At 60.8% G+C, this 12,665-nt stretch carries 12 protein-coding genes; 5 read left to right on the forward strand and 7 right to left on the reverse strand.

The window, feature by feature from the left end:
- Positions 1–45: 45 nt before the first annotated feature.
- Together JNX03_RS18260 and trpB are read left to right on the forward strand one after the other, a co-directional pair.
- A complete protein-coding gene (locus JNX03_RS18260) occupies positions 46–1,974 on the forward strand; it encodes an AsmA family protein (RefSeq protein ID WP_203210412.1) in 1,929 nt (642 codons plus the stop codon).
- Between the two features lie 103 nt (positions 1,975–2,077).
- Complete coding sequence (trpB, locus tag JNX03_RS18265; RefSeq protein ID WP_203210413.1) at positions 2,078–3,310, forward strand: tryptophan synthase subunit beta; 1,233 nt, start codon at positions 2,078–2,080, stop codon at positions 3,308–3,310.
- 173 nt (positions 3,311–3,483) lie between these two features.
- Here the strand turns inward: trpB and JNX03_RS18270 are convergent, their stop codons facing one another.
- The 5 genes from JNX03_RS18270 to JNX03_RS18290 form a co-directional block, all read right to left on the reverse strand.
- Positions 3,484–3,870, reverse strand: coding sequence for a DUF2237 family protein (locus JNX03_RS18270; RefSeq protein WP_203210414.1), 387 nt, complete (start codon positions 3,868–3,870; stop codon positions 3,484–3,486).
- A 6-nt stretch (positions 3,871–3,876) separates the two neighbouring features.
- Entirely contained in the window at positions 3,877–5,040 is a 1,164-nt protein-coding gene (locus JNX03_RS18275) for a serine hydrolase domain-containing protein (RefSeq protein ID WP_203210415.1), read from the reverse strand.
- A 58-nt stretch (positions 5,041–5,098) separates the two neighbouring features.
- Positions 5,099–6,139 carry a DUF2332 domain-containing protein gene (locus tag JNX03_RS18280; RefSeq protein ID WP_203210416.1) on the reverse strand — a complete coding sequence of 347 codons (1,041 nt, stop codon included), beginning with the start codon at positions 6,137–6,139 and terminating at the stop codon, positions 5,099–5,101.
- The gene (gene pth, locus JNX03_RS18285) at positions 6,136–6,825 is read right to left on the reverse strand and encodes an aminoacyl-tRNA hydrolase (RefSeq protein ID WP_203210417.1); all 690 of its coding nucleotides are present in this window, start codon (positions 6,823–6,825) and stop codon (positions 6,136–6,138) included. The genes JNX03_RS18280 and pth overlap by 4 nt, the downstream gene beginning before the upstream one ends.
- 245 nt (positions 6,826–7,070) lie before the next feature.
- Entirely contained in the window at positions 7,071–7,727 is a 657-nt protein-coding gene (locus tag JNX03_RS18290) for a 50S ribosomal protein L25/general stress protein Ctc (protein WP_203210418.1), read from the reverse strand.
- Between the two features lie 148 nt (positions 7,728–7,875).
- Between JNX03_RS18290 and JNX03_RS18295 the strand changes: the two genes are divergently transcribed.
- A complete protein-coding gene (locus tag JNX03_RS18295) occupies positions 7,876–9,030 on the forward strand; it encodes an MFS transporter (RefSeq protein ID WP_203210419.1) in 1,155 nt (384 codons plus the stop codon).
- On the opposite strand, the gene JNX03_RS18300 is transcribed toward JNX03_RS18295, so the two are convergent.
- Positions 9,015–9,635, reverse strand: coding sequence for a hypothetical protein (locus JNX03_RS18300; protein WP_203210420.1), 621 nt, complete (start codon positions 9,633–9,635; stop codon positions 9,015–9,017). The genes JNX03_RS18295 and JNX03_RS18300 overlap by 16 nt on opposite strands.
- A 23-nt stretch (positions 9,636–9,658) precedes the next feature.
- Entirely contained in the window at positions 9,659–10,825 is a 1,167-nt protein-coding gene (locus JNX03_RS18305) for an alpha-hydroxy acid oxidase (RefSeq protein ID WP_203210421.1), read from the reverse strand.
- 133 nt (positions 10,826–10,958) lie between these two features.
- Between JNX03_RS18305 and JNX03_RS18310 the strand changes: the two genes are divergently transcribed.
- Positions 10,959–12,065, forward strand: a complete 1,107-nt coding sequence (locus JNX03_RS18310) for an Acg family FMN-binding oxidoreductase (protein WP_203210422.1) — start codon at positions 10,959–10,961, stop codon at positions 12,063–12,065.
- A complete protein-coding gene (locus tag JNX03_RS18315; protein WP_217621280.1) occupies positions 12,055–12,519 on the forward strand; it encodes a MarR family winged helix-turn-helix transcriptional regulator in 465 nt (154 codons plus the stop codon). The genes JNX03_RS18310 and JNX03_RS18315 overlap by 11 nt, the downstream gene beginning before the upstream one ends.
- Positions 12,520–12,665: the final 146 nt, after the last annotated feature.

Below are 12,665 nucleotides of genomic sequence, written 5' to 3' on the forward strand. Positions count from 1 at the left end.
CAAGCAAAGGGGCGGTGAAAGCCCCCGCAAAACAGGAGAGCGGCAATGAAATGGATCATGCGGGTTTTGGGCCTTGTGGTTTTGGTGGCTGTGCTGGTCGTCGTGGGCGTTTTGATGCTGCCTGCGGACAAGATCGCGCAGATCGCGGGGGATCAGCTGCGCAAGGTGACGGGGCGCGATGTGACGATCAGCGGCGATGTTTCCATGACATTCTGGCCGGTGCTGGGGGTGACAGCGGGCGGTCTTGAGGTTGGCAATGCCAGCTGGGCCAAGGACGGCGCGATGCTCAGCACCACGAACGCGGCGATTGGGGTGGATGCATCAGCGCTGCTGCGCGGCGAAATTCGCATCACCAACATCGAGGCGCAAAGCCCGACGATCCGGCTGGAAAGCCGCAAGGATGGCCGCGCAAGTTGGCAGTTCACAGACGCCACAGGCGCGGCGCAGATCGAGACCGAAACCTCGCCCGCGCGGCCTGCCAAGGCGGTGACCATCCAAAAGCTCAAGATCACCGATGCCACGTTGATCTATGACGCGGAAGGGGCGGATCTGGTTTCTTATCAAGGGGTTGATCTGACACTGGATTGGCCCGACGCCAATGGCGCGGCGGATATCTCGGCGGCTTTGCGCCCCGCGCAGGACAAGGTCAATTTTGATGCGTGGATCGAGAATTTTGGGTCTTTCCTGACCGGTGCGGTGCAGCCCCTGAGGGCCAGGATCACGGCCAAAGGCGGCGAGCTGAGCCTGCAAGGACGCGGATCGCTCGAAGGGGCGGTTGCGGGGGCTTTCGCGCTGAAGGCCGGGAATACCGGGGCATTTCTGGCGCAACTGGGCGCGGGCGGCGTGGAGTTGCCCAAGGGACTGGGGCAAAGCCTGAATGTCACGGCTGATCTGACGCTGACCCCCGACCGGCGGCTTGCGCTGCGGGATCTGGTGGCGGATCTGGGCGGCAACACCCTGCGCGGCGGGGTCGATGTGGCGCTGAACGGTGTGCCACAGATCAATGCGCAGCTGAACGCCGGGGTGCTGGATTTGCGCAGCCTCACCGAAGGCGGCGAGGACGGCGGCAGCAATGCCGGGGCGGGTTGGCCCAAAGACCGCATTGATGCCTCGGGTCTGGCGGCGTTTAACGGCACCATTGCCTTGAACGCGAGCCGCATTGATCTGGGCGCATTGTCCTTGGGCGCGACACGCACGGTGCTGCGCAACGATCGATCGCGGATGGTGTTCGAGCTGCGCGAGGTCAACGCCTATGACGGCAAACTGGCGGGCGAATTTGTGATGAACAACCGCAACGGCCTGTCCGTGGGTGGCAAATTGCAGGCGCTCGGCGTGCAGATGCAGCCTCTGCTGACCGATCTGGCCGATCTGAGCCGGTTTCGCGGGCAGGGCAGTGCTTCGCTCTCGTTCCTCGGGGTCGGGCAAACTGTCGATGCGATCATGCGGTCGCTCAGCGGTGAGGGCAGCCTCAAGGTGGGTCGCGGGGCGATTGAAGGGATCGACCTGGACGCGTTGCTGGGCTCGTTTGATGTGGAGGGCGGCACCACGGTGTTTGACAGCCTGAACGCCAGCTATGCGATCAAGGGCGGGGTGTTGCGCAATTCGGACCTGCTGATGTTGCTGCCCAATTTCAACGCGGCAGGCGCGGGGGAGATCAATCTGGGCGCGCAGACGCTGGATTACACGGTGACGCCCAAGGCGCTGCGGGTGAACGGAGATCGCGGGCTCGCGGTGCCGGTGCGCATCTTCGGGCCATGGGCCGACCCCAAGATCCGGCCAGATCTGAAAGCGGCTGTGGATCTCAATTTCCAGAAAGAAAAGGAAGAAGCCAAAGCCAAGGTCGAGGCCAAGGTCCAGCAAAAGATCGAGAAGGAACTGGGCGTGAAGGTTCAAGAGGGCCAGTCCATCGAAGAGGCGGTCAAGGACGGGATCGAGGACAAGTTGAAAAAGGAACTGCTGAGCATTTTTGATTGACGCCGCAGGGGTGCAATTTCCTATACGATCCTAGTGGCGGTCCGGCCTATGCTGCGCTATGTCAGGCCAGACCACATGCCCGATCTCATGAAGGAGCGCCGTTATGGCCAACGATCTTTTCAACAGTTTCATGACCGGCCCCGATGAAAAGGGCCGTTTTGGTGATTTTGGCGGGCGTTTCGTATCCGAGACGTTGATGCCGCTGATCCTCGAGTTGGAGCAGGAATACGAAAAGGCCAAGACCGACGACAGTTTCTGGGCAGAGATGAACGACCTTTGGACGCATTACGTGGGCCGGCCCAGCCCATTGTATCATGCAGAGCGCCTGACCGAACATCTGGGCGGCGCAAAGGTCTATATGAAGCGTGACGAGCTGAACCACACCGGTGCGCATAAGATCAACAACGTGCTGGGCCAGATCATCCTCGCCCGGCGCATGGGCAAGAAACGCATCATCGCGGAAACCGGCGCGGGCCAGCACGGGGTCGCCACGGCGACGGTTTGTGCGAAGTTTGGCTTGAAATGCGTGGTCTATATGGGCGCACATGACGTGGAACGTCAGGCACCCAACGTGTTCCGCATGCGCCTGCTGGGCGCCGAGGTGGTGCCGGTGACCTCAGGGCGCGGCACGCTGAAGGACGCGATGAACGATGCGCTGCGCGATTGGGTGACCAATGTGCGCGATACATTCTACTGCATCGGCACCGTGGCAGGACCGCATCCATATCCAGCCATGGTGCGCGATTTCCAAAGCATCATCGGCAAGGAAGTGCGCGAGCAGATGACTGCCGCCGAGGGCCGTTTCCCTGACACCGTGATTGCCGCCATCGGGGGCGGGTCGAATGCGATGGGCCTGTTCTTCCCGTTTCTTGATGACAAGGAAGTGAACATCATCGGTGTCGAGGCAGGCGGCAAAGGTGTGAACGCCAAGATGGAGCATTGCGCCTCTCTGACCGGCGGCCGCCCTGGCGTGCTGCATGGCAACCGAACCTATCTGTTGCAAGATGACGATGGCCAGATCCTTGAAGGCTTCAGCATCTCGGCGGGGCTGGATTATCCCGGCATCGGGCCAGAGCATGCGTGGCTGCACGAGATTGGCCGTGCGAAATACGTGTCGATCACGGATGTGGAGGCGCTGGAGGCGTTCCAGCTGTGCTGTGAGTTGGAAGGGATCATCCCCGCGTTGGAGCCATCGCACGCCCTGGCGCATGTGATGAAGATCGCACCGGAGCTGCCGAAGGATCACATCATCTGCATGAACATGTGCGGGCGCGGCGACAAGGATATCTTTACCGTCGCCAAGGCGCTGGGCTTTGAGATGGGTGAATTCGCCTAGGTTCTCCAGCGGCCCCAAACCGCGCAGTCATTGGGGCCCAGCCCCCAAACGAGAGACCATTGGGGGCCAGTCCCCAAACGAGAGATCATTGGGGGCCAGCCCCCAAACTAGAGATCATTGGGGGCCAGCCCCCAAACCCCCGGAGGTATTTAGGGCCAAAAAGGAGAGCAAGGTCAGTCTTTGGATGGCCTTTGCAACGCGTGGTCTTTGAGGGTTTGCAAAGGCACCACGTCGAGGGCGCGGATGTGCGTGGCTTCGAGCGATACCTTGGGCCCGCAGCCCTCGTCGGCGGCTTGCAAAAACCGCCCCGCGCAGAGGCACCATGTGTCGCCGGGGTTCAGCCCGTCAAAGCCGAATTCGGGCCGTGGGGTGCTGAGGTCGTTGCCGACATATTTTGAATAGGCGAGGAATTCTGCGGTCATCACGGCGCAGACCGTGTGGCTTCCATGATCTTCGGCGCAGGTGTTGCACATCCCGTCGCGGAAAAAACCGGTAACTGGATCGGTGCCGCAGAGGGCAAGCGGGCCGTTCAGCACATTGATGCTTTGGTCAGGTTCCATGGTCCCTCACAGGTTTTTGGCGATCAGTCGGAAGATGTCGATATTGCGCTGGCTGACGCCCGGCTCGCGGAATTTGCGATCGGCGGCATTGGTGGCGATCACCACGTTGCGGGCCGTGTCGATGTAAAGGTACTGGCCGTAAACCCCGCGCGCCATGTATTCGCCCGGCGCGGCCCCTTGGGGGATCCACCATTGGTAGCCATAGCCGATTTTGCCCGGTGCCGTCGGGGCGCTGGCAGTGGTTGATTCAGCCACCCAGCTGGCTGGAACGATCTGTTGACCCTGCCATTCACCGCCCTGGGCGAACATCTGGGCAAAGCGGGCGTAGTCGCGGGTGGTCAGGTTGAGACCGCCCAGAACAAAGGCTGTGCCGACACCATCGGTGACGTAATAGGGGCTGCGTTCCAGGCCGAGAGGCACGATGATCTTCTCGCTGAGCAGGTCGGCAATGCTGCGCCCCGTCGCGCCGCGCACCACCATGCCGATCACATGGGTGTCGATCGAGACATATTGCCATTGCTGGCCGGGCGCGGCGAAGCGTTCGGTCAAACCTGCAGCGAAGTCATCCATCTTGCCGCCCAAGGCGAGGATGCGGCCCATCCGGTTGATGTCGGAATTCTTGTCGAGGTAATCCTCGTCAAAGGTAACGCCGCTGGACATGTGCAGGACATTGCGCAGAGTTGCCCCGTCATAGGCGCTGCCCTTGAGTTGCGGTGCATATTGGATAACCGGATCGTCGAGCGATGCGATTTTGCCTTCGTCCAGCAAGATCCCGACAAGTGCCGAAAGGTAGCTTTTGGCGACCGACCAGGAGATCCGCAGATCATCCGGCCCGGTGCCTTGGAAGTAGTTCTCATAGACGATGTCTCCGTCCTTGAGCACCACAAGCGCGGTAACGGTCCGGTTGGTGATCCATTGATCCACCTCTGACGGCAGGGCGGTTTCGGGGCCGTAATCCAGCGGCGCGGTCGGACCGTTGCCCCGCGGCACGGGGGCGGTCAGGAAGGCCGCATCCATATGGCTGAAGTTCGAAACGATTTTATCGGCGCTAAAGAGAGAGTTCACTGCAAGCAGGCGCGTGATCTCTTCGCGTTTCCAGAGCCCGACGACCACTGCCGCCAGAACAAGTGCCAAAAGCAGCCGCCCCAGCCATTTACCGAAACTACGCATGGTGATCCCCCATTGTCCCTGCATCATCCAAGCACAGGCGGGTCTTTAATGCCAAGCTTTACCCTGCGTAGTCCCATTTGATCCAGCGGCCATGAAAATCGGCCCGGCCCAGATTGAGCGTGAGATCGCCGGGCCAAAGCCGCAGCACCAGTGCTGCGCCCATGTTGCCGCTGGTGTCACCATCGCTTTCCATTGACAGCCACGCCAGCGGGCGCTGCGCGGTGGCTCTGGCGCCAGCGGCCTCGATCAGAGCGCGGCCCCGGTCTTGCGCGGCTTTGGGAAAGTACTGCCATGCGACTGTGTGCTGGATCAGGTGCAACTGCCCCTCGGGGGCATCGTCAAGACGCGGCGCCAGCCAGTCAATCGCGTCACCGCGCGTGAGCGGCGCATTGGTGACGCTGGCCGCCGCCCGCGTCAGGGCAAGCCTTTCGGGCTGATCCGGCCAGAGATAGGCCGAGAGGCGCAGCAGATCATCAGGCGCCGTCGGGTCCAGCGGATTGAGGTCCACGCCAGCGCGATCCGCGATGAGGGGCGCCGTCTCGGGGGGCAGGGGGCCGTCCCAATCGGGGTGCAGAACCAGAGCCGGATCGGAGGCGCCGACGCGCGTGCCATTCACATCCACCGCAAAATGGTCCCACATCAGGTTCAGCCCGCCGCTTGCGCCCAGCTCGCTCAGCCGGATGGGCAGATCGAAATGTGCGGCGGCGACATGGGCACCCGCAATCAACGCGGCGGAGCGGCGCACCTCGTTGGTTTGCGGGGCGCTTTCTGTCCACTCCAGCAAAAAGGCTTCATGCTGGTTCAAAGCTGTCAGGACGCCATCGCGCAGATCGCTATCTGAGGCGGCATGGGGCGGGTAAAGCGCGGCAAGCTCGGGTGACTGGCCGCTCAGCACCAAGGCGTGCAGGCCACCTGCGATGCGAAGTGGCAGCGAGTGGCCCGCAGGCCCGATGTCACCGTCAAAGGCTGCCATCTTGGTGGCCAATGTACCGGTCGCGGGCCAATGCTCTGCGAGGATGGACAACAGCTGGCCCATGAAAGGCGAGCCCAAGCGCGTGCAGGCGTCAGCTTGGGCGCGGAAGGCTTGCGTGAGGTTCAACGGAATTTCTCCATCAGCTTCTGAAACGGAGATTTCTGTGGCTCTTCAAGAGTTTCTGCCGGGGCAGGTTCAGCCGCCTTGGTCGCTTTCGGCCCCTTGGTGCCCGTACCGGAACGCGGCGGGTTCACCCGCATGGCCACGGCATTCAAGAACTTTGCCGTGTCGCCCGCCGCCAGATGCGCCACGCCATCGCTGATCCCGCGCAGCACATCATCGAGCCAATCCGCGTCGGCCTTGGGAAAATCGCGCAGCACATAGCCCGGCACCGCATCCTTGTGGCCCGGATGGCCGACCCCAAGGCGCACGCGGTCATACTCCGGCCCGATATGGGCATGGATGGAGCGCAACCCGTTGTGCCCCGCATGGCCGCCGCCGGTTTTACACTTGACCTTGCCGGGGGCGAGGTCGATCTCGTCGTGCAGCACGATCACATCTGCCGGGTCCAGCTTGTAAAACCGCATCGCGGCCTGCACCGACTGGCCGGAGTTGTTCATAAAGGTCTCAGGTTTCAACAGCACCGCCCGATCAGGGCCAAATCGCCCTTCGCTGATGCTGCCCTGATGCTTGCCCTTCCACGGGGCAAATCCATGATCCGCCGCGATTTGGTCGAGGGCCATAAAGCCGATGTTGTGCCGGTTACGGGCGTATTTGCCACCGGGGTTGCCGAGACCAACAATCAATTTCATCACATCACTCCTGAACTTGGCGGCACTGTAACGCTGCTGCGGGGCGAGGGAAATGCTCGGGGCGGCAAAATTGCCTTGGGCCAGAATTTGGGGGCGCGTCTGGAGGCGGGCCAGCACCTTATGGAAAGACCCAGATCATAATGTCATCTGTCAGAGCACCTGGAGTATTCTCGCGGCGTTGGCCGGAAAAACAAAAGGGGCCGCAGATGCGACCCCTTTCAGCATTTGCGCAAGGCGCGTGATGCTTATTCTTCGTCGCCGTCAGATTGCTCTGTGGTTGGCACTTCGTCGGCTGCGACGTCTTCGTCTTCATCGTCGGACTGGCTGGCCAGACCGGAAGGTGCGGAGACCTGCGCGATAACAAAGTCACGGTCGATTGTTGGCTTGGCACCTGCTGGCAATTCCACATCGGAAATTGTCAGGTTGTCGCCGATTTCCAGACCAGACACGTCAATGACGAGGCTTTCAGGAATGTCAGCCGCAGTTACCACCAGTTCAACTTCTGGACGGATCAGCGTTAGAACGCCGCCCTTTTTCAGACCCGGGGATGTTTCTTCGCCGTGCACTTCAACGTTGATGAACAGGTTCACCTTAGTGGTGCGCTTGAGGCGCATGAAGTCGACATGCGTCGGCAGGTCTTTGACAACATGGCGCTGAACGTCGCGACAGATCACACGCACGTCGTCGTGACCTTCGACTTTCATGTTGAACAGGGTGGACTTGAACCGGCCCTTGCGCAGCATTGTCAGCAGCTTGTTGAAAGGAATGTTGATCGGCAAGGGATCGCTGTCGCCCCCGAACACAATTCCTGGTACCATACCGTCACGGCGCGCCTGACGAGCGGCGCCCTTGCCTGTCCCCGTGCGAACCTGGGCTTCAAGATCTGGAATCTCTCCGGCCATTTTAATCTCCAATATATTTAGGGCGGGAATCCTCCAAGGCTGTATTCCCGCGTGAAGCCGCGCGTATAGACGCCTTTTGCCGGTGTGAAAAGGGCAAATCTGTCCTTGCGGTCTTGGCTCTTGATCACGGGCGTGGCAAGCCGGTGCAATGAGCCTGAAAAACGATCTTTATTTGACCCGCAAACCCCTTGCCGGATTTCTCGCCATCGGGCTGACCTGGGCTGTGTATTTCGCCCAGATGCCGGTGATCAAGGCAAATGTAGAGGCCTCGGACGGGGCTTATGGGGCGGCGGTGTTGTTTGCGGCCTTCGGGGCGGTGGCGGCCATGTGGCTGGCACCTGCCTGCCAGAAATACGCCAAAGGGTTGGCATTGCCATTGGGCATGGCCGCACTGGGGCTGGGGATGTTTGGTGCGGGGGCGGCGGCCAGCCTGACGTTTCTCACGGTTGCGCTTTTGCTGGCCTCTGCGGGATCCGGGGTTGTGGATGTCCTGATCAATGCGCGGGTGTCCGAGATCGAAGAGCGCTCTGGCAGATCGCTGATGAACCTCAATCATGCGCTCTATTCCTTTGCCTATGCAGGCGGAGCGCTGGCGACCGGTGCCCTGCGCAGCCTTGAGGTCACGCCAGTTCCGGTTTTTGCGGGTGTCTGTGTGATATTGGCGCTGCTGGCCTGGGCCTCTTACGGGGTTGCTCCCGAGGTGCAGGAGATTCGTGACACACCAAACAGCGGCTTGCCGCATGTGCTGGTCCTTTTGGTGGGGCTGGTGGTGATGATGGCCTTTCTGGCCGAGGCGGCCTCCGAAGGGTGGTCGGCGCTGCATCTTGAGCGGACCTTGGGCGGCACCGCGGGCGAAGGGGCCATGGGCCCGGCGCTTTTGGGGCTGACGATGGGCATTGGCCGGCTTAGCGGTCATGCGCTGTCCCAGTGGATGCGTGACACCCATCTGATGCTGGTGGCTGCCTTGGTTTCTGCCGCCGGGCTGGTGCTGGCGGCGGCTGCGGGCAGTGTCGCTGTCGCGCTGACCGGCTTTGCCATTGCGGGATTGGGCATTTCGGTGGTGGCGCCCTTGGCGCTTGCGTTGATCGGGCGGGTGGTTGCGCCGCAGGTGCGGCTGGCGGCGATCAGCCGCGCCTCAGTGCTTGGGTATGGCGCGTTTTTCTTTGGCCCGCCCTTGATGGGATTGATCGCCGAAGGCTTTGGGCTGCGCACGGCCTTCGGGGCAATCGCGGTGCTGCTGGCCCTGACGGCGTTGGCGTTGATCCCGGCGGTGGCGCGGCGCGTGGCCTACGCCCGCGCCTGATGCAAATAGCCGCCAGCGGCCAGCAACCGGTCATAAAGCGCAAATTCATCGGCCCGCGCCGCCCGCAACAGCGCGGCAACATCATCGCTCAGTGCGGCATCCATAGGCGGTGAGACATTCCTGGGCGCGATCTCGACCGGCTCCTCCAACCGTTCTGACAGGAACTGCCTGAAGGTATGTTGGTTTTCATAGGCGAACAGATGTTCAACCTGCACCGCGCCGCTGCCATCAGTGAGGAAATTGAACTGCGTGCCGATCTGGGCGTGGGGGGGCGGATTCTCCGAAATGACGTCCCTCACATAGTCGTCAAAGCTGATGCCATCGGTGCTCAGATCGCTGCCCTTGAGCCGGTCCGCCGTGCGATATTTGTACCAACTGCGGATCTGATCGACCGGATCGCGCATCACCGCTAGCGGTTCGGGAAAGACGCCAAAGGTATCCTCCAGAAACGGGCCGATCTTGCGCATATACCTCTGCGCGTTGATATGCTTTCGATTGCGTGAAAAGATCACCTCCGCCTTGGGGCGGAGGGCCATCTCAACGGCGGTTGTGCCGGTCTTGGGGACCGCCAGAAAGGCCAGTCTATGCCGCAGGAAAATCAACATGGACCAGACCTATCAGGGGGGGATCAAGACTGCCAGACCCCGCCAAAATCGCGCGGCACCAAAAGATTGTGGCGGCCCAGATCCGTGACTTTTGTTTCCCCGCAAAGGGCCATGGTGATGTCCAGCTCGCGGTGGATGACCTCAAGGGCGGTGGTCACGCCCTTTTGCCCCATCGCGCCAAGGCCATAGACAAAGGCCCGCCCGATAAAGGTGCCCTTGGCCCCCATGGCCAGCGCCTTGAGCACGTCCTGACCAGAGCGGATGCCGCTGTCTAGATGCACTTCGACCTGGTCGCCAACCGCGTCCAGAATGGAAGGCAGCGCCGCGATGGAACTGATCGCACCGTCAAGCTGGCGGCCGCCGTGGTTGGAGACAATGATCGCATCCGCACCGACCTTGAGCGCCATTTTGGCGTCTTCGGCATCCAGAATACCTTTGAGGATCACCTTGCCGCCCCATTGTTCTTTAAGCTTGGCGACCTTGTTCCAATCCAGTGATGGATCAAACTGTTCCGCGGTCCATGCCCCAAGGCTGGAGGCATCGGAGATCCCATCGACATGGCCAACGATATTGCCAAACTCGCGCCGCTGCGCCCGGAGCATTTCAAGCCCCCATGACCATTTGGTCGCCAGATTGGCCATGGTCTTGAGCGTCAGTTTCGGCGGGGCAGACAGCCCGTTTTTCAGATCCTTGTGGCGTTGTCCCAAAATTTGCAGATCCAGTGTGATTACCAAAGCCGAACAATTGGCGTCCTTGGCCCGCTGGATCAGGCGGCTGACATAGTCCTGATCGCGCATTGTGTAGAGCTGAAACCAGAACGGCGCGCCCGTTGCCTCGGCCACATCCTCGATGGAGTTGATCGACATCGTGGACAGGGTGAAGGGCACCCCGAAATCCCGCGCGGCTTTGGCCGCTTTGATCTCGCCATCGGCGTGTTGCATGCCGGTCAGGCCAACCGGGGCCAGCGCCACGGGCATGGCCACATCCTGACCGATCATCTGGCTCGCGGTGCTGCGCCCCGACATATCGACCGCCACCCGTTGCCTCAGGCGCAACTGGTCAAAATCAGAGGTGTTCTCGCGAAAGGTCTGCTCCGTCCAGCTGCCGGATTCGCAATAGTCAAAGAACATGCGCGGCACGCGGCGTTCGTAGATGCGTTTGAGATCATTGATGTTCGTGATGACGGGCATGGTGTTTTGCTCCACTTTGGTAATGTTTGCTTACCAATCAGCGGGCAGAAGATCAATTTTCTTTTTGCTGGGTTGATTGGTGCGATATCGCACCATATATATAGTTCGAAATCGTACTATATGGAGATTCGAAATGGCACTTTCCAGACGAAAAGCATTGGCTCTGATCGGCGGCGGCACTTTGTTGGCGGCAACGGGGGCAGTGGGCGGCTTTGCGGCGACACGCACACCGAACAGCGCAATCCGGCCATGGTCCTTGGCGGGCCAATATGACGATCCAAGATTGAACGCACTGAGCTATGCACTGCTGGCCCCGAACCCGCACAACCTGCAACCCTGGCAAGTGCGGCTGGAGGGGGATACCGGGCTGACCCTGATCCGAGACAGCACCAAAGCCCTGCCTGAGACCGATCCGCTCGACCGGCAAATTTTTATCGGTTTGGGCTGTTTCATCGAGCAGATGGAACTGGCGGCTGGCGCAGCGGGATACCAGACTGAGGTGACGCTGTTCCCCGAAGGCCCAGATGGCCCTGTGGCCAATGCGGAACTGACCAGAGGCGGCAAAGCCGATCCGCTGGCGGCGCATATCCTGATGCGCGGATCGTGCAAGGAACCCTATGAGGACCGCACGGTGCCTGCGGCATTGGCCAATCAACTTGAGCTGCTTGCAGATATCCACACTGATCCCGCGATGGTCGACAAGCTGCGCAGGCTGACCATTGATGCCTGGATGGTCGAAACGATGACCCCGCGCACGATGCAGGAAAGTGTGGATCTGATGCGGATGGGCAAAACCGAAATCAACACCAACCCTGATGGCATTGATCTCGGCGGCCCGTTTCTGGAGGGATTGATGGTGGCAGGACTGCTCAGCCGGGAGGCGCTTTCTGATCCAGACAGCAGCGGTTTTCAACAAGGACTAACGATCTATCACGACATGCTGACGGCCACGCCTGCCTATGCGGTGGTCACCACCAATGGCAACAACCGGACGGATCAGATTGCAGCGGGGCGCCGCTGGCTTCGGCTCAATCTGGCGACCACAGGGATGGGGCTGTCACTGCATCCGGTCAGTCAGGCGTTGCAGGAATATCCTGAAATGAAAGAGCATTACGCGCAGGCGCATCAAATGCTCGCTCCCGAGGGGCATACGGTTCAAATGCTGGGGCGGTTGGGCTATGGTCCAGCCACACAGCGCACGCCGCGTTGGCCACTGGAGACCAAGCTGATTGACGCATGACTTCGACCCCGCCATGATCTTCGACTTTTTCAAAGAGGTCGGGATCATCGAACAGCTCAGCCGCGCCCGACTTGAGGCGCGCTTGCCGGATGGTTTGATTGCACCGCATTTTGCGGTCCTCAACCACCTGACGATGCGGGGTGATGGCGCGGTGCCGATCGACATGGCCCGCGCCTTTCAGGTGCCAAAAACCTCAATGACCCACACCATAAAAGGGCTGGTGCAGCATGGTCTGGTTGATCTGCGTGCCAATCCGGATGACGGCCGTTCCAAACGTGTCTGGTTGACAGAAAAAGGCGTTGCGCTGCGCCAAGAGGTGATCACCGCGCTGGGCGCGGATTTCGCGGTGCTGGCGCAGGGGTTCGATATGGCACAGCTGGCCCGGATCAAACCCACCCTGACCGCATTGCGGGAATACCTTGACGATGCCCGCGATGTGACGGCGGGCAGTTAGGCCCTCAAGCCCGGTGTCCCGAAATTGAACCAAGTTTGAGTAACCAATTTTGCCAAGTGGGAGACGCCTAACGCGAGAGATTCCCTCATACGGCGATCAGATCGCTTGATTAACACTCTCCTTTTGTGATCAATGTTCCAATTATT

Source organism: Sulfitobacter mediterraneus, assembly GCF_016801775.1.
In the GTDB taxonomy this organism is placed as follows: Bacteria; Pseudomonadota; Alphaproteobacteria; order Rhodobacterales; family Rhodobacteraceae; genus Sulfitobacter; species Sulfitobacter mediterraneus_A.

Bases quoted from the DNA above. Each gene is read 5' to 3' on its own strand.
- JNX03_RS18275 (WP_203210415.1), bottom strand. From the start codon at position 5,040: ATGCGTAGTTTCGGTAAATGGCTGGGGCGGCTGCTTTTGGCACTTGTT.
- JNX03_RS18295 (WP_203210419.1), top strand. From the start codon at position 7,876: ATGAGCCTGAAAAACGATCTTTATTTGACCCGCAAACCCCTTGCCGGA.
- JNX03_RS18310 (WP_203210422.1), top strand. From the start codon at position 10,959: ATGGCACTTTCCAGACGAAAAGCATTGGCTCTGATCGGCGGCGGCACT.
- JNX03_RS18300 (WP_203210420.1), bottom strand. From the start codon at position 9,635: ATGTTGATTTTCCTGCGGCATAGACTGGCCTTTCTGGCGGTCCCCAAG.
- trpB (WP_203210413.1), top strand. From the start codon at position 2,078: ATGGCCAACGATCTTTTCAACAGTTTCATGACCGGCCCCGATGAAAAG.
- JNX03_RS18290 (WP_203210418.1), bottom strand. From the start codon at position 7,727: ATGGCCGGAGAGATTCCAGATCTTGAAGCCCAGGTTCGCACGGGGACA.
- JNX03_RS18305 (WP_203210421.1), bottom strand. From the start codon at position 10,825: ATGCCCGTCATCACGAACATCAATGATCTCAAACGCATCTACGAACGC.
- pth (WP_203210417.1), bottom strand. From the start codon at position 6,825: ATGAAATTGATTGTTGGTCTCGGCAACCCCGGTGGCAAATACGCCCGT.
- JNX03_RS18270 (WP_203210414.1), bottom strand. From the start codon at position 3,870: ATGGAACCTGACCAAAGCATCAATGTGCTGAACGGCCCGCTTGCCCTC.
- JNX03_RS18260 (WP_203210412.1), top strand. From the start codon at position 46: ATGAAATGGATCATGCGGGTTTTGGGCCTTGTGGTTTTGGTGGCTGTG.